16 protein-coding genes are annotated in these 23,064 nt (G+C 60.7%); 11 read left to right on the forward strand and 5 right to left on the reverse strand.

The genetic code is table 11. The features are described 5' to 3' along the window. Window positions 1–51 precede the first annotated feature (51 nt). The gene (locus N2A98_RS07745) at window positions 52–990 is read left to right on the forward strand and encodes an aspartyl/asparaginyl beta-hydroxylase domain-containing protein (RefSeq protein ID WP_005786126.1); all 939 of its coding nucleotides are present in this window, start codon (window positions 52–54) and stop codon (window positions 988–990) included. A 126-nt stretch (window positions 991–1,116) separates the two neighbouring features. Here N2A98_RS07745 and acnA read toward each other — a convergent pair whose 3' ends face one another. Then, window positions 1,117–3,858, reverse strand: a complete 2,742-nt coding sequence (gene acnA, locus N2A98_RS07750) for an aconitate hydratase AcnA (protein WP_125969684.1) — start codon at window positions 3,856–3,858, stop codon at window positions 1,117–1,119. 196 nt (window positions 3,859–4,054) lie between these two features. On the opposite strand from acnA, the gene rlmM reads away from it, so the two are divergent. Then, complete coding sequence (gene rlmM / locus N2A98_RS07755) at window positions 4,055–5,131, forward strand: 23S rRNA (cytidine(2498)-2'-O)-methyltransferase RlmM (protein ID WP_069558100.1); 1,077 nt, start codon at window positions 4,055–4,057, stop codon at window positions 5,129–5,131. 128 nt (window positions 5,132–5,259) lie between these two features. Continuing rightward, window positions 5,260–5,505: a sulfurtransferase TusA gene (tusA, locus tag N2A98_RS07760; protein WP_044272896.1), complete on the forward strand. Its 246-nt coding sequence runs from the start codon at window positions 5,260–5,262 to the stop codon at window positions 5,503–5,505. On the opposite strand, the gene N2A98_RS07765 is transcribed toward tusA, so the two are convergent. Beyond that, window positions 5,502–6,896 (reverse strand): MATE family efflux transporter, encoded by a 1,395-nt coding sequence (locus tag N2A98_RS07765; protein ID WP_003189639.1) that lies wholly within the window; start codon window positions 6,894–6,896, stop codon window positions 5,502–5,504. The genes tusA and N2A98_RS07765 overlap by 4 nt on opposite strands. A gap of 273 nt (window positions 6,897–7,169) precedes the next feature. Between N2A98_RS07765 and pdxB the strand changes: the two genes are divergently transcribed. Then, window positions 7,170–8,312, forward strand: a complete 1,143-nt coding sequence (pdxB, locus tag N2A98_RS07770; protein WP_044272898.1) for a 4-phosphoerythronate dehydrogenase PdxB — start codon at window positions 7,170–7,172, stop codon at window positions 8,310–8,312. Between the two features lie 154 nt (window positions 8,313–8,466). Here the strand turns inward: pdxB and N2A98_RS07775 are convergent, their stop codons facing one another. After that, a complete protein-coding gene (locus tag N2A98_RS07775; RefSeq protein ID WP_003189642.1) occupies window positions 8,467–8,640 on the reverse strand; it encodes a PA1571 family protein in 174 nt (57 codons plus the stop codon). 238 nt (window positions 8,641–8,878) lie between these two features. Here N2A98_RS07775 and N2A98_RS07780 point away from each other — a divergent pair, with 238 nt between their 5' ends. Next, complete coding sequence (locus N2A98_RS07780) at window positions 8,879–10,657, forward strand: ABC transporter ATP-binding protein/permease (protein ID WP_275623593.1); 1,779 nt, start codon at window positions 8,879–8,881, stop codon at window positions 10,655–10,657. Window positions 10,658–10,790: 133 nt separating this feature from the next. Here the strand turns inward: N2A98_RS07780 and N2A98_RS07785 are convergent, their stop codons facing one another. Beyond that, window positions 10,791–12,719 carry a transglycosylase SLT domain-containing protein gene (locus N2A98_RS07785; protein ID WP_044272901.1) on the reverse strand — a complete coding sequence of 643 codons (1,929 nt, stop codon included), beginning with the start codon at window positions 12,717–12,719 and terminating at the stop codon, window positions 10,791–10,793. A 213-nt stretch (window positions 12,720–12,932) separates the two neighbouring features. Between N2A98_RS07785 and N2A98_RS07790 the strand changes: the two genes are divergently transcribed. After that, the gene (locus tag N2A98_RS07790) at window positions 12,933–14,855 is read left to right on the forward strand and encodes an ATP-binding cassette domain-containing protein (RefSeq protein ID WP_275623223.1); all 1,923 of its coding nucleotides are present in this window, start codon (window positions 12,933–12,935) and stop codon (window positions 14,853–14,855) included. A 182-nt stretch (window positions 14,856–15,037) separates the two neighbouring features. Here N2A98_RS07790 and N2A98_RS07795 read toward each other — a convergent pair whose 3' ends face one another. After that, window positions 15,038–15,478, reverse strand: coding sequence for a universal stress protein (locus N2A98_RS07795; protein WP_275623224.1), 441 nt, complete (start codon window positions 15,476–15,478; stop codon window positions 15,038–15,040). A gap of 105 nt (window positions 15,479–15,583) precedes the next feature. On the opposite strand from N2A98_RS07795, the gene N2A98_RS07800 reads away from it, so the two are divergent. The 5 genes from N2A98_RS07800 (at window position 15,584) to topA (ending at window position 23,028) form a co-directional block, all read left to right on the forward strand. Then, window positions 15,584–16,021 (forward strand): hypothetical protein, encoded by a 438-nt coding sequence (locus tag N2A98_RS07800; protein WP_047710330.1) that lies wholly within the window; start codon window positions 15,584–15,586, stop codon window positions 16,019–16,021. Between the two features lie 583 nt (window positions 16,022–16,604). Then, complete coding sequence (fadB, locus tag N2A98_RS07805; protein WP_044272905.1) at window positions 16,605–18,752, forward strand: fatty acid oxidation complex subunit alpha FadB; 2,148 nt, start codon at window positions 16,605–16,607, stop codon at window positions 18,750–18,752. Window positions 18,753–18,781: 29 nt separating this feature from the next. After that, window positions 18,782–19,957 carry an acetyl-CoA C-acyltransferase FadA gene (gene fadA, locus N2A98_RS07810; RefSeq protein ID WP_003189650.1) on the forward strand — a complete coding sequence of 392 codons (1,176 nt, stop codon included), beginning with the start codon at window positions 18,782–18,784 and terminating at the stop codon, window positions 19,955–19,957. Window positions 19,958–20,055: 98 nt separating this feature from the next. Beyond that, window positions 20,056–20,292: a DUF1653 domain-containing protein gene (locus N2A98_RS07815; protein WP_003189651.1), complete on the forward strand. Its 237-nt coding sequence runs from the start codon at window positions 20,056–20,058 to the stop codon at window positions 20,290–20,292. A gap of 114 nt (window positions 20,293–20,406) precedes the next feature. Further along, entirely contained in the window at window positions 20,407–23,028 is a 2,622-nt protein-coding gene (topA, locus tag N2A98_RS07820; RefSeq protein WP_003189652.1) for a type I DNA topoisomerase, read from the forward strand. Window positions 23,029–23,064 lie beyond the last annotated feature (36 nt).

Consider the following 23,064-nt stretch of genomic DNA (forward strand, 5'->3'; position numbering starts at 1 on the left):
TCCCATTGATGGAAATTGGCTGGCCAGGCGCTTATTTCCAGGAGTTGCTGCATGACCTTTTCTTTGGCCGCCAAACTGTCGGTGTTGCTGCTGTTCATCGGCAGCACGCTGTATGTGCACCTGCGTGGCAAGGCCCGTTTGCCGATGTTGCGTCAGTTCGTCAACCATTCGGCGCTGTTCGCCCCGTATAACGCCCTGATGTACCTGTTTTCCGCGGTGCCGTCCAAACCGTACCTGGACCGCAGCAAGTTCCCGGAACTGGATGTGCTCAAGGACAACTGGGAAGTGATTCGCGAAGAGGCCATGCACCTGTTCGACGAGGGCTACATCCGCGCCGCCGAAAAGAACAACGACGCCGGTTTCGGTTCGTTCTTCAAGAAGGGCTGGAAGCGTTTTTACCTCAAGTGGTACGACAAACCGCTGCCATCGGCCGAGGCACTGTGCCCCAAGACCGTGGCGTTGGTGAGCAGCATCCCTAACGTCAAGGGCGCGATGTTCGCGCTGTTGCCGGGCGGCAGCCACCTCAACCCGCACCGCGACCCGTTCGCCGGTTCCCTGCGTTATCACCTGGGGCTGTCCACGCCGAACTCCGACGACTGCCGTATCTTCGTCGACGGCCAGGTCTACGCCTGGCGCGACGGTGAAGACGTGATGTTCGACGAAACCTACGTGCACTGGGTGAAAAACGAAACCGAACAGACCCGTGTGATCCTGTTCTGCGACATTGAGCGCCCCTTGAGCAACCGCGTGATGACCCGCATCAACCGCTGGGTCAGCAAGCAGCTTGGCCGTGCCACGGCGCCGCAGAACCTCGATGACGAGCGCGTGGGCGGCATCAACCAGGCGTACGCCTGGAGCAAGACCTTCAGCGACAAGTTCAGCGGCCAGGTCAAGCAGTGGAAACGCAAGCATCCCAAGGCCTACCGCATTGCGCGGCCGGTGCTGGCGGTAGTGGTGCTGGTGCTGTTGTGGAAGTGGCTGTTCGGCTGATCTGAAATACGGTCAAAACTGTGGGAGCGGGCTTGCTCGCGAATATTGAGTGTCAGTCGATACATTCTTGACTGACTCACCGCCTTCGCGAGCAAGCCCGCTCCCACATTAGTTTTGCGGCGTTGGTCAGGACGCGATCAACTGGCGCAGCACGTAGTGCAGAATCCCACCGGCCTTGAAGTACTCCACCTCATTCAAGGTATCAATCCGGCACAGCACCTCAACTTTCTCGCTGCTGCCATCCTCCCGCGTGATCACCAGCGTCAGGTTCATCCGCGGCTCGATCTCGGCATCGGTCAGCCCGAGGATATCGATCTTCTCCTTGCCGGTGAGCGTGAGTGTCTTGCGGTTCTGATCCAGCTTGAACTGCAACGGCAACACGCCCATGCCCACCAAGTTGGAGCGGTGGATACGCTCGAAGCTCTCGGCGATCACCGCCTTGACGCCCAGCAGGTTAGTGCCCTTGGCCGCCCAGTCGCGGCTGGAGCCGGTGCCGTATTCCTGGCCGGCGATCACCACCAGCGGTGTGCCCGAGGCCTGGTACTGCATGGCGGCATCGTAGATCGCCATTTTTTCGCCAGTGGGGATGTACAGCGTGTTACCGCCTTCTTCGCCGCCGAGCATTTCATTGCGGATACGGATATTGGCGAAGGTGCCGCGCATCATCACTTCATGGTTGCCCCGGCGTGAGCCGTAGGAGTTGAAGTCACGCGGCTCCACGCCCTGTTCGCGCAGGTAGCGCCCGGCCGGGCTGTCGGCCTTGATATTGCCGGCAGGGGAGATGTGGTCGGTGGTCACCGAATCCCCCAGCAGAGCCAGCACGTTGGCGCCCTTGACGTCCTCGATCACCGGCAGCGGGCCGGCAATGTCGTCGAAGAACGGCGGGTGCTGGATATAGGTGGAATCCGGCTGCCACACGTAGGTAGCTGCCTGCGGCACTTCAATGGCCTGCCACTGTTCGTCGCCGGCAAACACTTCGGCATATTCCTTGTGGAACATGCTGGTGCTGACCTGGGCCACTGCCTCGGCGATTTCCTGGCTGCTGGGCCAGATGTCCTTCAGGTACACCGGGTTGCCCTGCTGGTCATTGCCCAGCGGCTCGCTGCTGATGTCGATGCGCACGGTACCGGCCAACGCGTAAGCGACGACCAGAGGCGGAGAGGCCAGCCAGTTGGTTTTCACCAGTGGGTGCACGCGGCCTTCGAAGTTACGGTTACCGGACAGCACGGAGGCCACGGTGAGGTCGGCCTTCTGGATGGCTTTTTCGATCGGCTCGGGCAGGGGCCCGGAGTTGCCGATACAGGTGGTGCAGCCGTAGCCCACCAGGTCGAAGCCAAGCTTGTCCAGGTATTGGGTGAGGCCCGCCGCCTTGTAGTAGTCGGTGACCACTTTGGAGCCCGGCGCCAGGGAGCTTTTCACCCAGGGCTTGCGGGTCAGGCCTTTTTCCACGGCTTTCTTTGCCACCAGCCCGGCGGCCATCATCACGCTGGGGTTGGAGGTGTTAGTGCAGGAGGTAATCGCGGCAATCACCACCGCGCCGTTTTTCAGGCGATAGGTGTTGCCTTCGTATTCATAATCCGCCTCGCCGACCAGGTCGGCATTGCCCACGGCAACGCCGCCCCCGCCTTCGCTTTCCAGGCGGCCTTCTTCTTTGCTGGTGGGCTTGAATTGCAGGTCGAGAAAATCGCTGAATGCTTGGCCTACATTCGGCAGGGCAACGCGATCCTGTGGGCGTTTGGGCCCGGCAAGGCTGGCCTCGACAGTGCCCATGTCCAGGGCCAGGGTGTCGGTGAAGATCGGCTCTTGGCCGGCGTTGCGCCACAGGCCCTGGGCCTTGGTATAGGCCTCCACCAGCTTGACCGTCTCAGCCGGGCGGCCGGACAGGCGCAGGTAATCCAGCGTCACCTCATCCACCGGGAAAAAGCCACAGGTCGCGCCATATTCCGGGGCCATGTTGGCGATGGTCGCGCGGTCGGCCAGGGGCAAATCGGCCAGGCCGTCGCCGTAGAACTCGACGAACTTGCCCACCACGCCTTTCTTGCGCAGCATTTGTGTCACGGTCAGCACCAGGTCGGTGGCGGTGATGCCTTCCTTGAGCTTGCCGGTGAGTTTGAAGCCGATCACTTCCGGGATCAGCATCGACACCGGCTGGCCGAGCATGGCCGCTTCGGCTTCGATGCCGCCCACGCCCCAGCCGAGTACGCCGAGGCCGTTGATCATGGTGGTGTGGGAGTCGGTGCCGACCAGGGTGTCGGGGAAGGCGTAGGTGCGGCCGTCTTCCTCTTTGGTCCACACGGTGCGGCCCAGGTATTCGAGGTTGACCTGGTGGCAGATGCCGGTGCCCGGCGGTACCACGCTGAAGTTGTCGAAGGCGCTCTGGCCCCAGCGCAGGAAGGCGTAGCGTTCGCCGTTGCGCTGCATTTCGATATCGACGTTCTGCTCGAAGGCGCTGGTGCTGCCAAACTTGTCGACCATCACCGAGTGGTCAATCACCAGGTCCACCGGGGACAGCGGGTTGATGCGCTGCGGGTCACCACCGGCCTTGGCCACAGCAGCGCGCATGGCGGCCAGGTCGACCACGGCGGGTACGCCGGTAAAGTCCTGCATCAGCACGCGGGCGGGGCGATACTGGATCTCGCGGTCAGACTGGCGTGCCTTGAGCCAGGCGGCGATGGCCTTGAGGTCGGTGCCGGTGACGGTCTTGGCGTCTTCCCAGCGCAGCAGGTTTTCCAGCAGCACCTTGAGGGACATCGGCAGCTTGTCCAGATCACCCAGGCTCTTGGCGGCTTCGGGCAGGCTGAAGTAGTGGTAGGTTTTGCTGTCTATGTGCAGTGTCTTAAGGGTTCTCAGGCTATCAAGGGATGACATTACATGACTCCTTATGGTCCGCACGGCTACGGACCTGACGGGACGAACAGAGCTATCACGTTAGCGCTGTTTTCATTAGCAGGCTAATAACTGGACTCTATCGCTGAGTCCAAGGTTCCGAACTCGGCTATCATGCGCGCGTTTTCATGACAGGTATTGCGATAGCGCAACGCCGGTTGATTCACCAGGAGATTCAATGAACACCCTTTTTATGCACTGCCGCCCGGGTTTTGAAGGCGAAGTCTGTTCCGAGATCGCGGAGCACGCCGCGCGCCTGAACGTGTCCGGCTACGCCAAGGCCAAGACCGGCAGCGCCTGCGCCGAATTTGTCTGCACCGAAGAAGACGGCGCCCAGCGCCTGATGCACGGCCAGCGCTTTGCCGAGCTGATCTTCCCGAGGCAGTGGGCGCGCGGGGTGTTTATCGACCTGCCGGAAACCGACCGCATCAGCGTGATCCTCGCCCACCTGCGCGAATTCCCTGTGTGCGGCAGCCTGTGGCTGGAGATGGTCGACACCAACGACGGCAAGGAACTGTCCAACTTCTGCAAGAAATTCGAAGTGCACCTGCGCAAAGCCCTGCTTAACGCCGGCAAGCTGGTGGACGACCCGAGCAAGCCGCGCCTGCTGCTGACCTTCAAGAGCGGTCGCGAAGTGTTCATGGGCCTGGCCGAGTCGAACAACTCGGCGATGTGGCCCATGGGCATTCCGCGCCTCAAGTTCCCGCGTGACGCGCCTAGCCGCTCGACCCTCAAGCTGGAGGAGGCCTGGCACCACTTTATCCCCCGTGACCAGTGGGACGAACGCCTGCACGGCGACATGACCGGCGTCGACCTTGGCGCAGCGCCAGGCGGCTGGACCTGGCAATTGGTCAACCGTGGCATGCTGGTGACCGCCATCGACAACGGCCCCATGGCCGAAAGCCTGATGGACACTGGCCTGGTGCAGCACCTGATGGCCGACGGCTTCACCTTCGTGCCCAAGCAGCCGGTAGACTGGATGGTCTGCGACATCGTCGAGAAACCTGCGCGCAACGCGGCACTGTTGGAAACCTGGATTGGCGAAGGGCATTGCCGCGAGGCGGTGGTGAACCTGAAGTTACCGATGAAACAGCGTTACGCCGAAGTGAAGCGTTTGCTGGAACGCATCGAAGAGGGCTTCAAGGCGCGTGGAATCCGTGTGGAGATCGGCTGCAAGCAGCTCTACCACGACCGCGAAGAAGTGACATGTCACCTGCGCCGCCTGGTAGACGTAAAGAAAACCAAAAGCCGCTGAGATCAAAAATGTGGGAGCGGGCTTGCTCGCGAAAGCGGTATAACAGTCAAAATTTATGTTGAATGTGCCCGCGTCTTCGCGAGCAAGCTCGCTCCCACAGGAGTCCGGGTTAGTTTTAGGAGTGAAGTATGAGTCTTGAACTGCCGGTTGACGGCACCCTCGACGCCACCGGCCTCAATTGCCCAGAGCCGGTGATGATGTTGCACCAGCACATCCGCGACCTGCCGGCGGGCGGCCTGCTCAAGGTGATCGCCACCGACCCGTCGACCCGTCGCGATATCCCCAAGTTCTGCGTGTTTCTCGACCACGAACTGGTGGGTCAGCAGGAAGATGCTGGCACCTACCTGTACTGGATCCGCAAGAAAGCCGACTAAGCCTGCGCCTTTTCGGCCCGAATGCGTCGGCGTGCACTGCGCGCCAGGCGCACCACCAACATCCCCGCCGCACAGCTCAAGCCCACGATCAGCCCTTGCCATAAACCGCTCGGGCCGCTGGGCTCACCGAGCCAGTTGGTCAGGCCCAGGGCGTAGCCCACCGGCAGGCCCACGCCCCAATAGGCGAACAGGGTCAGTACCATGGTCACCCGGGTGTCCTGATAGCCGCGCAGTGCGCCCGCGGCGGTGACCTGGATCGAGTCAGAGAACTGGAACAACGCCGAGAACACAATCAGCATCGACGCCAAGTGGATCACCACCGGGTCGGGGGTGTAGATCGCTGCAATCTGCTCGCGAAACAGCAGCATCAAGCTGCAGGAAAAGCACGCGTACGCCAGGGCGGTGCCCATGCCGACGCCGGCGGCGAAGCGAGCTTCCCGGGGTTCGCCGCGCCCCAACGCCTGGCCGACGCGCACGGTGACGGCCATGCTCAGGGAATAGGGGATCATGAACACCAGGGAGCTGACGTTCAGGGCGATCTGATGGCCGGACACCACGGTAGCGCCCAGGCTGCCAAGCAACAGGGCAATCACCGCGAAAATGCTCGACTCGGCGAAGATCGCCACACCAATCGGCAGGCCTATGCCCAATATGCGCTTGATCACCGTCCATTGCGGCCAGTCGAAGCGCTTGAACAATTCGCTGCTTTGATAGGCCGCGCCCCAGCGCGTCCAGATGGCCAGGCCGATCATCATCACCCACATCGCAATGGCGGTAGCCCAGCCACAGCCCACGCCGCCCATGGCCGGTACGCCAAAGTGGCCGTAGATGAAGATGTAGTTCAGCGGAATATTCAGCGCCAACCCGCACAAGCCCATGACCATGCTCGGCCGTGTGCGGCCCAGGCCGTCACTGAAACAGCGAAACACGTAGTACAACGCAACCGCCGGCATACCGGCGGCGATGCCGTGCAGGTAGCCCATGGACGGCTCGATCAGGTCGGGCTCGACCTTCATGGCATGCAGGATCGGCTCGGCGCACAGCAACAGCAGCGCGCCGCAGAGGCCGACCACCACGGCCAACCACAACGATTGGCGCACTAGAGGCCCGATCTCGGTGAGTTTGCCCGCGCCATAACGCTCGGCAACTTTCGGCGTGGTGGCCAGCAGAGTACCGGTCATCAACAGGTACACCGGGATCCAGATCGAATTACCCAGGCCCACCGCCGCCAAGTCCTGCGGGCTCACGCGCCCGGCCATCACCGCATCGACGAAGCTCATCGCGGTGGTTGCCAGTTGGCCAATCATGATCGGCAAGGCCAGCGTCAGCAGGCCGCGCACTTCCCGGCTGATGCGGGCGGGGCGGGAGAGGGTAGCGGTGGCAGTGTTCACGTACAGGTGTCCAATAAAAAGGCAGTCGCAAGGACGGCGGATTCTACGCGTTGACGCAGTGGTCAGGAAAAAACCTGTGTTGCTGATTTGTAATGCACCTCGCAGGCACCCCATAACTCCTGTGGGAGCGGGCTTGCTCGCGAATGCGGTGGGTCAGCCAGAGATGTACTCACTGATACCCCGCATTCGCGAGCAAGCCCGCGCCCACACTCGATCTACGCTGGAACATAGATCCCATGCCTGTACACTGCCATTCCGCCAAAGGAGCCTGCCATGCTGATTGTTGCCGACGAAAATATCCCGCTGCTCGATGCATTCTTCGAAGGGTTTGGCGAGATTCGCCGTGTGCCTGGCCGTTCCATCGACCGCGCCACGGTCGAGCAGGCCGATGTACTGCTGGTGCGCTCGGTGACCAACGTCAACCGCGCCCTGCTCGAGGGCAGTAACGTGCGCTTTGTCGGCACGTGCACCATCGGCACCGACCACCTGGACCTCGACTACTTCAAGCAAGCGGGTATCCAGTGGTCCAGCGCGCCCGGCTGCAATGCGCGTGGGGTGGTGGACTACGTGCTCGGCAGCTTGCAGACCCTGGCTGAAATCGAAGGCGCCGACCTCAAGCAGCGTACCTACGGCATCGTCGGCGCCGGTGAAGTCGGCGGGCGCTTGGTCAAGGTGCTCAAGGGCCTGGGCTGGAATGTGTTGGTGTGCGACCCACCGCGCCAGGTCACCGAAGACGGTGATTACGTCAGCCTGCAGCAGATCATCGAGCACTGTGACGTGATCAGCTTGCATACGCCGCTGATCAAGTCCGGCAATGGTTCGACCTGGCACCTGTTTGATCGCCAGCGCCTGGAACAGCTCAAGCCGGGCACCTGGCTGATCAATGCCAGCCGGGGCGCGGTGGTGGATAACGCCGCCCTGCGCGAGGTGTTGCTGGCGCGCGAAGACCTGCAAGCGGTGCTGGACGTGTGGGAAGGCGAGCCCGAGGTGGATGTCGAGCTGGCAGACCTGTGCGTGCTGGCCACGCCCCATATCGCCGGCTACAGCCTCGATGGCAAACAGCGCGGCACCGCGCAGATTTACCAGGCGCTGTGTGCGCACCTGGGCCAGGAGCCGAGTATCCAGCTGAGTGATTTGCTGCCGGCCCCCTGGCTCGCCGAGATGCACCTTAACGCTACGACTGACTCGGCCTGGGCGCTGGCGACCTTGTGCCGCAGTGTGTACGACCCACGCCGTGACGATGCGGATTTCCGTCGCAGCCTGGTAGGTACCGTGCAGGAACAGCGCCAGGCCTTTGACCTGCTGCGCAAGCACTATCCGGAGCGTCGCGAGATCGATGGCTTGAAGGTGCGCATCAAGGGGGAGTCGGCGGTGCTGTCACAGATCGTCACTGCTCTGGGTGCCGAACACCTATAACTGTAGGAGCGAGCTTGCTCGCGAAAAACGTCAACGATAACGCAGCGTTTCTGATTTAACGCGGCGCCCTCAGGTTTTTCGCGAGCAAGCTCGCTCCTACAGGGGGCATAAAAAACCCGGCCAACGGGGCCGGGTTTGAAAGAGCGTGGGCGCTTCAGCCTTGCTGGGCAGGCTTGACCAGTCGCTGTTCCAGTTCGCTGCAGGCTTGCTGGATCATTTCTTCGGTAATCTGCACTTCCTGGCCTTTGGCATCGATATACGAGCAAGGCAACTGTTGCGGCTGGCGGATCACTTCAATCTTGGCGTCGCTGCTATTTTGCAAGGTCATGGCCTGTCTCCTCATCAGGTTGTGTACCTACTTTAATTCCCCCGCATGAACGCGCCGTTACAACTCCTTACACGCTCATCGGTTTGAACACCCAGTCCACCAGAAACCGGTACATATTTCCAGATGAGGCTTAGACCGATAGCCTCTAGCGGCCTGCATCGGTGGGCATAATTAACCTGACTCATTGTTATTCGCGCAAGTTCCCCCAATGTTGGAGGGTACAGATTCCTCATTGGTGATACCTCCCATGTTCTCCATCCGTCAACGCCGTGCGATTCGCCTGGCCAGCCGCTTTATCGCACCCTACCGCTGGCAGGCGCTTGGCGCACTGCTGGCGCTGATCGTCACCGCTGGCATCACCTTGTCCATGGGGCAGGGCATACGCCTGCTGGTGGACCAGGGCTTCATGACCCAGTCGCCGCACCTGCTCAACCAGTCCATCGGCCTGTTCATGCTGTTGGTGCTCGGCCTGGCCGTGGGCACCTTCACGCGGTTTTACCTGGTGTCGTGGATTGGCGAGCGGGTAGTGGCCGATATTCGCCGGCAAGTGTTCAACCACCTGATCTACCTGCACCCAGGCTTCTACGAGAACAACCGCAGCTCGGAAATCCAGTCGCGGCTGACCACCGACACCACCTTGCTGCAATCGGTGATCGGCTCATCGCTGTCGCTGTTTTTGCGCAATGCGCTGATGGTGATCGGCGGCATCGTGTTGCTGTTTATCACGAACCCCAAGCTCACCAGCATCGTGGTGGTGGCGTTGCCGCTGGTGCTGGCGCCGATCCTGATCTTCGGGCGCCGAGTGCGCAGCCTGTCGCGTTTGAGCCAGGACCGTATCGCGGACGTTGGCAGCTATGTCGCCGAGACCTTGGGCCAGATCAAGACCGTGCAGGCCTATAACCATCAGGTGCAGGACGAACAGCGCTTTGCCGTCACCGTCGAGGACGCCTTCATCACCGCACGTAAGCGCATCTTGCAGCGCTCCTGGCTGATTACCCTGGTGATCATGCTGGTGCTCGGCGCGGTGGGCGTGATGCTGTGGGTGGGCGGCATGGACGTGATCAGCGGGCGCATTTCCGGCGGTGAGCTGGCGGCGTTCGTGTTCTACAGCCTGATTGTCGGCAGCGCTGTCGGCACCCTGAGCGAAGTGCTCGGCGAGTTGCAGCGTGCCGCCGGGGCGGCCGAGCGGATCGGTGAACTGTTGCAGTCAGGCAACGACATCCAGGCGCCGGCCACAGGCGGGGTACGTTTGCCAGAACGGGTCAGCGGCCGCATGGAACTGCAAGACCTGAGTTTTTCCTACCCCTCGCGACCAGACAGCTACGCCATCGACGGCTTGAACCTCACCATCAACCCGGGCGAAACCCTGGCGTTAGTAGGGCCGTCCGGTGCGGGCAAGTCGACGATCTTCGACCTGCTGCTGCGCTTCTACGACCCCCAGCAAGGCCGCATCCTGCTTGAAGGCCAGCCGCTGACCGAGCTTGACCCGTTAGACCTGCGGCGCCATTTCGCCCTGGTGTCCCAGAGCCCGGCGTTGTTCTTTGGCAGCGTCGAAGACAACATCCGCTACGGCAACCCGTCCGCCACCACCGCCCAGGTGGAAGCCGCCGCGCGTATTGCCCACGCCCACGACTTCATCCTGCAAATGCCCGACGGCTACCAAACCCACCTCGGCGAAAGTGGCCAGGGCCTCTCCGGCGGCCAACGTCAACGCCTGGCCATCGCCCGCGCCCTGTTGGTCGACGCACCGATCCTGCTGCTGGACGAAGCCACCAGCGCCCTCGACGCTCAGAGCGAACACCTGATCCAGCAAGCGCTGCCGCAACTCATGCAGGGGCGCACCACGCTGGTGATCGCACACCGTTTGGCCACGGTGAAGAATGCCGACCGCATTGCGGTGATGGACCAGGGCAAGCTGGTGGCGGTGGGCACGCATCAGCAGTTGATTGCGAGCAACCCGCTGTATGCGCGGTTGGCGGCGTTGCAGTTCAGTGATGGAGCTGAACAGGTGAAATAAAAAATGCCCGCATCTCTCGATGCGGGCACTGGACCCTCTGTAGGAGCGAGCTTGCTCGCGAAAACCTCACAGGCGCCGTGTTTATCCAGAAAGCACGCGTTAGCGTTGACGTTCTTCGCGAGCAAGCTCGCTCCTACTGGTCGTCGAAGTAGCGCTCATGCCAATCCACCAACGGCTGCGGTGAATTGAGCTTCTGCCCGTAGATCACCGAATAAGACAGCACGTTCTGCACATACTGGCGGGTTTCGTCGAAGGGGATGCTTTCCACCCATACGTCGAAACTCAAGTGGTCTGCGCCGCGCAGCCATTGGCGCACGCGGCCTGGGCCGGCGTTGTAAGCAGCGGAGGCGAGCACGCGGTTGCCGTTGAACTGGCTGTGCACCTGGCTCAGGTAAGCAGCGCCGAGCTGGATGTTTTTATCCGGGTCCAGCACCTGGGCCGGGGAGGCCAGGGGGATACTGAACTTGCGCGCGGTTTCCTTGGCAGTGCCGGGCATCAGTTGCATCAGGCCGCTGGCGCCAACGCCGGAGCGGGCGTCATCCATAAACGCGCTTTCCTGGCGGGTGATGGCAAAGATCCAGCTGGAGTGCAGGCCACGTACCTTGGCTTCGCGCACCAGGGTGTCGCGGTGGGCCATCGGGAAGCGGATGTCCAGGTCGTCCCAGTACTGGGCCTGGCTGATGGTGCGGATCGCCGGGAAGTACCACTTCATGTCGTAGGCCAGTTTGGCCTGGGCGACCATCTCGTCACGGTTGAAATGACGGCTGACGTGGTACCACTCACGGCGACCGTCGACGATCTGGCCACGGGCGTAGAACTCCAGGGCCCGGCGCACGCCTGGGGTGTTGCGGACCTTGTTGACCAGGGCCTGGCTCATCACCAGCGGCTTGTTGTTCAACTGGTAAGGCGATTTGGAGCGGTCAGCGGCGAGGAAACCGTAGAAATCGCGCTCCTTGGCGACGTTTTTATACAGCACCAAGGCTTGCGGGTTTTTCGGCTCGGCCAGTTCCAGGCTGCGCGCCTGCCAGTAGCGCCAGCGGTTGGTGGTGGCCAGGTCTTGTGGGAGCTTGCGGGTCAACTGGTAGGCGTCTTCCCAGCGCGCCAGGCGCAGCAGCAGGCGCAGGCGCCACTCGGAGACCGTATTGTCGCGCAGCTCGGGGTCGTACTTGGTCATGACCTCCAGCGCGCGCGGGTCGAAGCGCTTGGCCAGGGTCAAGCCGATCTCGCGGGCAATCGACACTTTTTCGTCACGGGAGAAGTGCATGCTGCTGGCGTAACCGTCGAGCAGGGCCATGGCCTTGTCCGGATCCTGGCGTGCCAGGCGGCGCAGGCCCAGGCCCACGGCGTCAGCCATGGCCTCGGTGGCCGGCTGGAAGCGTGACGGGTCACTGAGCATGTCGGGCTTTTGCGCCACATCCACCATCAAGCGGCCTTGGACACCGAGGGTGGGCAGGGTTTTCACCAGGCTATTGGCCAGCGCGTAGTTACGCGCTTCGGCGGCGAGCTTGGTGCGCTCCCAGATCTTCTGCTCGGTGAGTTGGCCGGCAGCGGCCCATTGGCCAAACGTGGCGTCACAGGCGGCTGGTTGGGATTTGCCGGTCATCCACAGCTTTTCGGCGGTCTTGTAGCCTTCGGCCTTCAGGTTGTGGCTGAGCTGATATTGGCCATGCAGGCAGTCAAGTTCGACGAAATTGAGCTTGGTGTCGTAGTACTTTTCAAAGGTCTGCCAATCGCCGCGTTCGGCCAGCCAGCGCAGCCAACGCAGTTTCATCCAGTTGGCCTGGGGCAGGTCGCCGTGTTTGGCGAGAAATTGTTCGATTTCCTCGTTGCTCGCGGTTTTCAGGCGCGCGGTCAACTCGTCATAGGCCAGGTAGGGCGTGAGCGGGTAATCGGCCAGGGCCTGGCTGTATTGCATGTAGGGGCCGCTGTCACCCTTGGCCAGGGCACGTTTGGCTTGATCGTAATACTGGCGTTGAGTGGTGAGGTCCACCGCCTGGGCGGATTGAACGGCAGTGGCGGAAAGAAGCAGACAAGATAAAAAGTTGAAAAGGCGACTGCGCATGAGACGTCCGTGCAGAGAAATCACGACTAGCACCGGCACTGCCGACACTGATTGCCCCTAGCTTAGCCTTTTGCCAGCGGCCCGCGAAAGCTTTGCCGGCTGGTTCGTTCAAGTTCGCCGGAAATGTCCTACAGAACGTGTCAATAGAGAAAATGCCGACCGCATCCCACCCTCACATCAGGTAGAATGCGCGCCCAGTTTTTGGAGAAGCGTATGACCCTGCTCAAATTCAGCGATGTGTCCCTTGCTTTCGGCGCCATGCCGTTGTTGGACAAGGTGTCCTGGCAGATCGCCCGTGGTGAGCGGGTGTGCATCATCGGCCGCAACGGCACCGGCAAGTCCAGCATGATGAAGCTGGTAAAAGGCGACCAGAAGCCCGATGACGGCTCTGTGTGGCGTGCCCCGGGCCTCAAGATCGGCGAATTGCCGCAAGAATTGCCGGTGGCCGACGGACGGACAGTGTTCGACGTGGTTGCCGAAGGCCTGGACGGCGTTGGCGAGTTGCTCGCGCAATACCATCACCTGGCGCAGAACTGCGTCACCGAGGAAGACCTCGACAAGCTGATGCACGTCCAGCAAGACCTCGAAGCCCGTGACGGCTGGCGCTTGCAGCAACTGGTGGACAGCACCCTGAGCCGCCTGCAACTGCCGGCCGACAAGACCCTCGCCGAATTGTCCGGCGGCTGGCGTCGTCGCGTGCTGCTGGCCCAGGCCCTGGTGTCCGAGCCGGACCTGCTGCTGCTCGACGAACCGACCAACCACCTGGACATCGGCGCCATTGCCTGGCTTGAAGAAGCCATCAAGGACTTCCAGGGCGCCGTGCTGTTTATCACGCACGACCGTGCATTCCTGCAGAGCCTGGCCACGCGCATCCTCGAACTGGACCGTGGCGGCCTGATCGACTGGAACGGCGACTACGCTAGCTTCCTCGTGCACAAGGAAGCCGCCCTGGCGGCCGAAGAAACCGCCAACGCGCTGTTCGACAAGAAGCTGGCCCAGGAAGAAGTCTGGATCCGCCAGGGCATCAAGGCCCGTCGCACCCGTAACGAAGGCCGCGTACGTGCCTTGAAAGCCTTGCGCGTCGAGCGCAGTGAGCGCCGCGAGCGCACCGGCAAGGCCAATATCCAGCTCGATACTGCCGACAAGTCGGGCAAGCAAGTGATGGTGCTGGAGAACGTCAGCTTCCATCACCCGGACGGCCCGTTCCTGATCAAGGACTTCTCCATGGTCCTGCAGCGTGGCGACCGTATCGGCCTGCTGGGCGCCAACGGTACCGGCAAGACTACGTTGCTCAAGCTGATGCTCAGCGGCCTGCAACCGACCAGCGGCAAGGTCGAAGAGGGCACTCGCATCGACGTGGCCTACTTTGACCAGTTGCGCCACCAGTTGGACCTGGAAAAGACCGTGATCGACAACGTCGCCGAAGGTCGCGACTTTATCGACATCGACGGCCAGAGCCGCCACGTACTCAGCTACCTGGGTGACTTCCTGTTCAGCCCGCAACGTGCGCGCACGCCGGTCAAGGCGCTGTCGGGTGGTGAGCGTGCGCGCCTGCTGCTGGCCAAGCTGTTCAGCAAGCCGGCCAACCTGCTGGTACTCGACGAACCGACCAACGACCTCGACGTGGAAACCCTGGAACTGCTGGAAGAGGTCCTGCTGACCTTCAACGGCACCGTGCTGATGGTCAGCCACGACCGGGAATTCCTCGACAACGTGGTCACCAGCACCCTGGTCTTCGAAGGTGAAGGCAAGGTGCGTGAATACGTGGGCGGTTATCAGGACTGGCTGCGCCAGGGCGGCTCACCGCGCCTGCTGGGCGTGACCGAGAGCAAGTCGGGCAAAGCAGACTTGAACACGGCGGTGGTGGCTCCGGTCGCTGCCGAAGCGCCTGCACCGGCGGCTGACGCTGCGCCGGCCAAGAAAAAGCTGAGCTATAAGTTGCAGCGCGAGCTGGAAGCCTTGCCGGGTGAGATCGACGCCAAGGAACAGCAGATTGCTGCGGTCGAAGCGGAAATGGCTGACGCCAGTTTCTACCTGCGCCCTGCGGCAGAAACCGCCAAAGTCATCGCTTCCCTGGAGACGTTGAACCAGGAGCTGGAAGCGTTGGTGGAGCGTTGGGCCGAGCTGGATGCCTGAGTGATCGACCCGCAATAAAAAAGCCCGGCGCTCTTCTATGAGCGCCGGGCTTTTTAATATGAAATGCGATTCAACTGTGGGAGCTGGCTTGCCTGCGATAGCGGTGTATCAGCCACTTGATGCATCAACTGACAGGCTGCTATCGCAGGCAAGCCAGCTCCCACATTAGACCTTCATCGGTCTTACGAACTCTTTACCAGTTTGACGGCCAGCACATCGCACGGCGCGCCGTGCAATACATCATTGGCGGTCGAGCCCAGCAGCAAGGCCAAGCCGTGGCGCCCATGGCTACCCACTACGATCAGGTCACAACCCTGTTCCTTGGCCAATTGGTGGATTTCCTGGCGCGGTTGGCCGTATGTCAGGTGGCAGTCTTCCTTTTTCAGGTGCGGGTATTTGAGAATCAAACGGTCCAGGCGCTCCTTGGCCTGGTCAAATTGTTGTTGCTGCAGCTGGGAAAGGTCCATCGGCACGTCACCACCAAAGGCCATGGCCATGGGCTCGACGATGTGTACCAACGACAGTTTGGCGCCATTGGCAATCGCGGATTCCTGTGCGCGCTTGATCACTGGGTCGCACTCTTCGGTCAGGTCGACAGCGACCAGAATATGTTCGTAGGGCATGAGGCGTTCCTCCAGGGGACTGCAATAAGTTCAGTATGGCTGCTTTCAAGCGGATGGGGTTGCCGCAGATCAAATCCGCTCATCTAGAAATTCGGGAGTACACATATGACGGTCTGGATAGTGGTGTCAATCCTTGCGGTGGTTTTAAGCCCCCTGGTATGGCTGCGTCCTTCGCGCCAGCAGAGCGGGCGCATGGCCCTGCGCATGGAGGCACGCCGCATCGGGTTGGCCATGCAGTTGGCGCCTCAGGAGTGGCCGCACTGGCTCAAGCAGGAGCCGCCGAGCCCCTGTGCGCAGTACTGCCGACCACGGCGCGGTAGCACGCCCGCAACCTGGAGTTACTGGCAACTGGAGCCTGGGCTATGGGTCAATCAGTGGCGTGAACCTTGTGTGGATGAGAAGTTGTTGCCGCATTTTGCAACGCTGCCGGCGAACGTCTACAAGGTCGAGGCTGACAAACAGATGATTGCTTTGTATTGGGGTGAGAAGGGCGACGCAAGCGTACTCAAAGACATCGATACGCTGCTCAAGGCCCTGGCCTGACCCAAACCTTGTAGGCGCGAGCTTGCTCGCGAAAATCGCCAACGCTAACGCGGATAATCAGGCTATACGCGGCGCTCTCCAGGTTTTCGCGAGCAAGCTCGCTCCTACAGAAAAGCCGAGCAAATAAAAAGCCAGGAAAGCCGGGCAATAAAAAGCCCGACATCATCATCGGGCTGGAGGTGGCCAGGCAGGCCGGTAAATCTGTAGGTTGCCGCTAGCCTAGCTGTGTATTGCTTTCTGTACAGCCTTTTCCCACATCTTTTCTATTATTGATCCTGTGAATATTTGAATATTGACGGGTGGCCCGCCTGTGGGCCGGGTTCTGAAATGACTGGAAAGTCGCGTTTTTACTAGCCTTTGGAGCGATTGACAATTGCTCGGAATTGGATGAAGGTGGCGTACCCAAATCAAACGGGCGTATGAATTGAGCGTTTGCCTGTCAGACGACTCATACAAAACCCGACTATCGCACTGGCGGGTGTGCCTGGCGGATTGGCGTGAGCATTGACTCAACTGTCAATGTCAAACCAGAGACCAGCGTCCAGTGTGTACTGTTCAGCTTCCATATCGTGGAGATCAGTTGATGATTTACGAAGGTAAAGCCATCACGGTTAAGGCTCTTGAAAGTGGCATCGTCGAACTCAAATTCGACCTCAAGGGTGAGTCCGTCAACAAGTTCAACCGTCTAACCCTGAACGAACTGCGTCAGGCCGTAGACACCATCAAAGCAGATGCTTCGGTCAAGGGCGTGATCGTCTCCAGCGGCAAGGACGTGTTTATTGTCGGCGCTGACATCACCGAATTCGTCGACAACTTCAAGCTGCCCGATGCCGAGCTGGTGGCTGGCAACCTCGAAGCCAACAAGATCTTCAGCGATTTCGAAGACCTCAACGTGCCGACCGTTGCTGCCATCAATGGCATCGCGTTGGGCGGCGGCCTGGAAATGTGCCTGGCGGCAGATTTCCGCGTCATGTCCGCGACGGCCAAGATCGGCCTGCCGGAAGTCAAGCTGGGCATCTACCCAGGCTTTGGCGGTACCGTGCGCCTGCCGCGCCTGATCGGTGCTGACAACGCGATCGAATGGATCGCCGCGGGTAAGGAAAACAAGGCTGAAGACGCACTGAAAGTCGGTGCCGTCGACGCGGTAGTGGCTCCGGACAAACTGGCCGAAGCCGCGCTGAACCTGATCAAGGGCGCCATCAGCGGCGAATTTGACTACAAGGCCAAGCGTCAGCCGAAGCTGGAAAAACTCAAGCTCAACGCCATCGAACAGATGATGTCGTTCGAAACCGCCAAAGGTTTCGTGGCAGGCCAGGCCGGCCCGAACTACCCGGCGCCGGTTGAAGCGATCAAGACCATCCAGAAGGCCGCGAGCTTCGGTCGCGACAAGGCCCTGGAAGTGGAAGCGGCAGGCTTCGTCAAACTGGCGAAAACCTCGGCTGCGCAAAGCCTGATCGGCCTGTTCCTGAACGATCAGGAATTGAAGAAAAAGGCCAAGGCCTACGACGAAATTGCCAAGGACGTGAAACAGGCTGCCGTACTCGGCGCCGGTATCATGGGTGGCGGTATCGCCTATCAGTCGGCCTCCAAAGGCACGCCGATCCTGATGAAAGACATCAACGAACACGGGATCGAGCAGGGCCTGGCCGAAGCCGCCAAGCTGCTGGTGGGCCGCGTTGATAAAGGCCGCATGACCGCTGCAAAAATGGCTGAAGTGCTTAACGGCATTCGTCCTACGCTGTCCTACGGCGATTTCGGCCACGTCGACCTGGTGGTCGAAGCGGTTGTCGAAAACCCGAAGGTCAAGCAAGCCGTGCTGGCTGAAGTGGAAGCCCAGGTCAAAGATGACACCATCCTGGCCTCCAACACTTCGACCATTTCCATCTCGCTGCTGGCCAAGGCCCTCAAGCGTCCGGAAAACTTCGTCGGCATGCACTTCTTCAACCCGGTGCACATGATGCCGCTGGTAGAAGTGATCCGTGGCGAGAAGTCCAGCGAGCTGGCCGTGGCCACCACCGTCGCCTACGCCAAGAAAATGGGCAAGAACCCGATCGTGGTCAATGACTGCCCGGGCTTCTTGGTCAATCGCGTGCTGTTCCCGTACTTCGGCGGTTTCGCCAAGTTGGTCAGCGCCGGTGTGGATTTTGTGCGCATCGACAAGGTCATGGAAAAATTCGGCTGGCCAATGGGCCCGGCGTACCTGATGGACGTGGTCGGTATCGACACCGGCCACCACGGTCGCGACGTCATGGCTGAAGGCTTCCCGGACCGCATGAAAGACGACCGTCGTTCGGCTGTGGACGCACTCTACGAAGCCAAGCGCCTGGGCCAGAAGAACGGCAAGGGCTTCTACGCCTACGAGACCGACAAGAAGGGCAAGCAGAAGAAAGTGGCCGACCCATCGGTGCACGAAGTACTCGCTCCGGTCATCTACGAACAGCGTGAGGTGTCTGACGAGGACATCATCAACTGGATGATGATCGCCCTGTGCCTGGAAACCGTGCGTTGCCTGGAAGACGGCATCGTTGAAACCGCCGCCGAAGCCGATATGGGCCTGGTGTACGGTATTGGTTTCCCTCCATTCCGTGGTGGTGCGCTGCGTTACATCGACTCGATCGGTGTGGCCCAGTTCGTTGCCCTGGCTGATCAGTACGCTGATCTGGGCCCGCTGTACCACCCGACCGCGAAGCTGCGTGAAATGGCCAAGAACGGCCAGAGCTTCTTCGGTTAAGTGCCCAGACGACTAGAGCGAGAATATTTATGAGCTTGAATCCAAGAGACGTCGTGATCGTCGACTTCGGTCGTACGCCGATGGGCCGCTCCAAGGGCGGCATGCACCGCAACACCCGCGCCGAAGACATGTCGGCGCACCTGATCAGCAAAGTGCTGGAGCGCAACACCAAGGTCGACCCGAACGAAGTCGAGGACGTGATCTGGGGCTGCGTCAACCAGACCCTGGAGCAGGGCTGGAACATCGCGCGCATGGCGTCGCTGATGACCCAGATCCCGCACACTGCCGCTGGCCAGACCGTCAGCCGCCTGTGTGGCTCGTCGATGAGCGCGCTGCACACCGCTGCCCAAGCGATCATGACCGGCAACGGCGATGTGTTCGTAGTCGGCGGCGTGGAGCACATGGGCCACGTCAGCATGATGCACGGCGTCGATCCTAACCCGCACATGTCCCTCTACGCGGCGAAAGCCTCGGGCATGATGGGTCTTACCGCGGAAATGCTCGGCAAAATGCACGGCATCACCCGTGAAGCCCAGGACGCGTTCGGCCTGCGCTCCCACCAGCTCGCTCACAAGGCGACTGTGGAAGGCAAGTTCAAGGATGAAATCATCCCGATGAACGGCTACGACGAAAACGGTTTCCTGAAACTGTTCGACTACGACGAAACCATTCGTCCGGACACCACCCTGGAAAGCCTGGCGGCCCTCAAGCCAGCCTTCAATCCAAAGGGCGGCACCGTGACAGCCGGTACTTCCTCGCAGATCACCGACGGTGCTTCGTGCATGATCGTGATGTCGGCGCAACGTGCCCAGGACCTGGGTATCCAGCCGCTGGCCGTGATTCGTTCGATGGCAGTGGCGGGTGTGGATCCGGCGATCATGGGCTATGGTCCAGTACCGGCCACACAAAAAGCCTTGAAGCGCGCGGGCCTTTCCATCTCCGATATCGACTTCTTCGAGCTCAACGAAGCTTTCGCCGCACAGGCCCTGCCCGTGCTGAAAGATTTGAAAGTACTCGACAAGATGAACGAGAAGGTTAACCTGCACGGCGGTGCGATTGCCCTGGGCCACCCATTCGGTTGCTCCGGTGCGCGTATCTCCGGCACTTTGCTTAACGTGATGAAGCAAAATGGCGGCAACCTTGGGGTTGCTACCATGTGCATTGGTCTCGGCCAAGGCATCTCCACCGTCTTCGAACGCGTCTAAACGTTCGGTTGACGGAAGCCGGGGCCCAGTGCCCCGGTTTTTGTTTTTTGGAACTTTTAAATATTTTTTTTCAACAAATTTTGCATGAGGGCCAGAGCATGAAAGTCGAACCCGGGCTCTACCAGCATTACAAGGGGCCGCAGTACCGTGTTTTCAGCGTGGCGCGCCACTCTGAAACTGAAGAAGAAGTGGTGTTTTACCAAGCGCTGTATGGTGAATACGGCTTTTGGGTGCGCCCTTTGAGCATGTTCCTGGAGACCGTCGAAGTTGACGGCGAGCAGGTCCCGCGCTTTGCTTTGGTCACGGCCGAACCCAGTCTTTTTACAGGGCAATAACGGCAGGTCGCGCAGAATGCTGCGCTTGACCTCATCCGGTTGCCACTATATATAGCGTTGCCGCGTCAGGCGCCAACTGCCTTTCACTTCTCGAATTCAGGAATTTTCCGATCCATGGGCAAATCGCTGGTCATTGTGGAATCCCCGGCTAAGGCCAAGACCATCAACAAGTACTTGGGCAACGAGTACGTGGTGAAGTCGAGTATCGGCCATATCCGAGACCTGCCCACCAGCGGTTCGGCTAGCGCCAGCAAGGAGCCTGCCGCCAAGCGCGGCAAGGCCGCCGCGGGCGAAGGTCCGGTACTCACGCCTAAAGAAAAAGCGCGCAAGCAACTGGTTTCGCGCATGGGTGTGGACCCGGACCATGGCTGGAAGGCCAAGTATGAAATCCTTCCGGGCAAGGAAAAGGTCATCGAAGAGCTGCGCCGGCTCGCCAAAGATGCTGACACCATCTATCTCGCGACGGACTTGGACCGCGAAGGGGAAGCCATTGCCTGGCACCTGCGCGAAGCCATCGGCGGTGATGACAGCCGCTATAAGCGCGTGGTGTTCAACGAAATCACCAAGAAAGCCATTCAGGAAGCGTTCTCCAAGCCGGGCGAGCTGGACATTGATCGTGTCAACGCCCAGCAGGCCCGTCGCTTCCTCGACCGCGTCGTGGGCTACATGGTCTCGCCACTGCTGTGGGCGAAGATCGCCCGTGGCCTGTCCGCCGGCCGTGTGCAATCGGTAGCGGTCAAGCTGGTGGTGGAGCGTGAGCGCGAGATCCGTGCGTTCATCCCCGAAGAATACTGGGAAGTCCACGCCGACCTCGGCACTGCCAAGGGCGCCAACGTGCGCTTTGAAGTGGCCCGTGAGAAAGGCGAGGCCTTCAAGCCGCTGAACGAAGCCCAGGCCATGGCCGCGCTGGAGAAGCTCAAGGCCTCCAGCTACAGCATCGTCAAGCGTGAAGACAAACCGACCAGCAGCAAGCCGTCGGCACCGTTCATCACCTCCACCCTGCAACAGGCCGCGAGCAACCGCCTGGGCTTCGGGGTGAAGAAGACCATGATGATGGCCCAGCGTCTGTATGAAGCGGGCTACATCACGTATATGCGTACGGACTCCACCAACCTGTCGCAAGACGCGGTGGCGATGGCGCGTACCTATATTGAAAGCGAATTCGGCAAGACCTACCTGCCGGAGAAGCCGAACGTCTACAGCAGCAAGGAAGGCGCACAAGAGGCTCACGAAGCGATTCGTCCGTCTGACGCCAACACCACGCCTGCCAAGCTGAGCGGCATGGAGCGCGACGCTGAGCGCCTCTACGAGCTGATCTGGCGCCAATTCCTGGCGTGCCAGATGCTGCCGGCGCAATACCTGTCTACTACCGTCAGCGTGGGCGCGGGCGATTTCGAGCTGCGTGCCAAGGGCCGTATCCTCAAGTTCGACGGCTATACCCGTGTGATGCCGCAGATTGCCAAGCCTGGCGATGATGACGTGCTACCGGACATGGCCCAGGGCGACACGCTGAAGCTGATCAAGCTCGACCCGTCCCAGCACTTCACCAAGCCGCCGGCGCGTTATTCCGAAGCCAGCCTGGTCAAAGAGATGGAGAAGCGCGGTATCGGTCGTCCTTCGACCTACGCGGCGATCATCTCCACCATCCAGGACCGTGGCTACGTTGCGTTGCACAACCGTCGTTTCTATTCGGAAAAGATGGGTGACATCGTGACCGAGCGTCTGTCGGAGAGCTTCTCCAACCTGATGGACTACGGCTTCACTGCCGGCATGGAAGAGAACCTCGATGACGTGGCTCAGGGCGAGCGCGACTGGAAAAACGTGCTCGACGAGTTCTATGGCGACTTCAAGAAAAAGCTCGAAGTGGCCGAGAACCCTGAGAACGGGATGCGCGCCAATCAGCCGGTGATGACGGATATTCCGTGCACCACCTGCGGTCGGCCGATGCAGATTCGTACTGCCTCCACCGGCGTGTTCCTCGGTTGCTCGGGCTACAGCCTGCCGCCCAAAGAGCGCTGCAAGGCGACCGTCAACCTGGTGCCGGGCGACGAAATTGCGGCTGACGATGAGGGTGAATCCGAGTCGCTGGTGCTGCGCGGCAAACACCGCTGCCCGATCTGCAGCACGGCGATGGACGCCTACCTGCTGGACGAGAAGCACAAGCTGCACATCTGCGGTAACAACCCCGATTGCAATGGCTACGAGATTGAAGAGGGCACCTACCGCATCAAGGGCTATGAAGGCCCGAGCCTGGAGTGCGACAAGTGCGGCAGTGAGATGCAGCTCAAGACCGGCCGTTTCGGCAAGTTCTTCGGGTGCACCAACCCCACCTGCAAGAACACCCGCAAACTGCTGAAAAGCGGGGATGCGGCGCCGCCGAAGATGGACCCGGTGAAGATGCCTGAGCTCAAGTGCGAGAAGGTCAACGACACCTATATCCTGCGTGACGGCGCTTCGGGGCTGTTCCTGGCCGCCAGCCAGTTCCCGAAAAACCGCGAGACCCGTGCGCCATTGGTGATGGAGATCGTGCCGCACAAGGACGAGATCGATCCGAAGTACCACTTCCTGTGTGAAGCGCCGAAGAAGGACCCGGATGGTCGCCCAGCCGTGATCCGCTACAGCCGCAAGACCAAGGAGCAGTACGTGCAGACCGAAGTGGACGGCAAGCCGACTGGCTGGAAAGCGTTCTACGACGGCGGCAAGTGGAAGGTCGAGGACAAGCGCCAAGGCGCTTGATCCGCTAGTCTGTTAACGCCAAAAGCCGTCTGTATA

This window comes from Pseudomonas sp. FJ2-5-13 (assembly GCF_029201605.1).
Lineage (GTDB): Bacteria > Pseudomonadota > Gammaproteobacteria > Pseudomonadales > Pseudomonadaceae > Aquipseudomonas > Aquipseudomonas lactis.

What these genes read in the sequence shown, in the direction of transcription:
- N2A98_RS07745 (WP_005786126.1), top strand. Translation starts at nt 52, where the DNA reads ATGACCTTTTCTTTGGCCGCCAAACTGTCGGTGTTGCTGCTGTTCATC.
- acnA (WP_125969684.1), bottom strand. Translation starts at nt 3,858, where the DNA reads ATGTCATCCCTTGATAGCCTGAGAACCCTTAAGACACTGCACATAGAC.
- rlmM (WP_069558100.1), top strand. Translation starts at nt 4,055, where the DNA reads ATGAACACCCTTTTTATGCACTGCCGCCCGGGTTTTGAAGGCGAAGTC.
- tusA (WP_044272896.1), top strand. Translation starts at nt 5,260, where the DNA reads ATGAGTCTTGAACTGCCGGTTGACGGCACCCTCGACGCCACCGGCCTC.
- pdxB (WP_044272898.1), top strand. Translation starts at nt 7,170, where the DNA reads ATGCTGATTGTTGCCGACGAAAATATCCCGCTGCTCGATGCATTCTTC.
- N2A98_RS07775 (WP_003189642.1), bottom strand. Translation starts at nt 8,640, where the DNA reads ATGACCTTGCAAAATAGCAGCGACGCCAAGATTGAAGTGATCCGCCAG.
- N2A98_RS07785 (WP_044272901.1), bottom strand. Translation starts at nt 12,719, where the DNA reads ATGCGCAGTCGCCTTTTCAACTTTTTATCTTGTCTGCTTCTTTCCGCC.
- N2A98_RS07790 (WP_275623223.1), top strand. Translation starts at nt 12,933, where the DNA reads ATGACCCTGCTCAAATTCAGCGATGTGTCCCTTGCTTTCGGCGCCATG.
- N2A98_RS07795 (WP_275623224.1), bottom strand. Translation starts at nt 15,478, where the DNA reads ATGCCCTACGAACATATTCTGGTCGCTGTCGACCTGACCGAAGAGTGC.
- N2A98_RS07800 (WP_047710330.1), top strand. Translation starts at nt 15,584, where the DNA reads ATGACGGTCTGGATAGTGGTGTCAATCCTTGCGGTGGTTTTAAGCCCC.
- fadB (WP_044272905.1), top strand. Translation starts at nt 16,605, where the DNA reads ATGATTTACGAAGGTAAAGCCATCACGGTTAAGGCTCTTGAAAGTGGC.
- fadA (WP_003189650.1), top strand. Translation starts at nt 18,782, where the DNA reads ATGAGCTTGAATCCAAGAGACGTCGTGATCGTCGACTTCGGTCGTACG.
- N2A98_RS07815 (WP_003189651.1), top strand. Translation starts at nt 20,056, where the DNA reads ATGAAAGTCGAACCCGGGCTCTACCAGCATTACAAGGGGCCGCAGTAC.
- topA (WP_003189652.1), top strand. Translation starts at nt 20,407, where the DNA reads ATGGGCAAATCGCTGGTCATTGTGGAATCCCCGGCTAAGGCCAAGACC.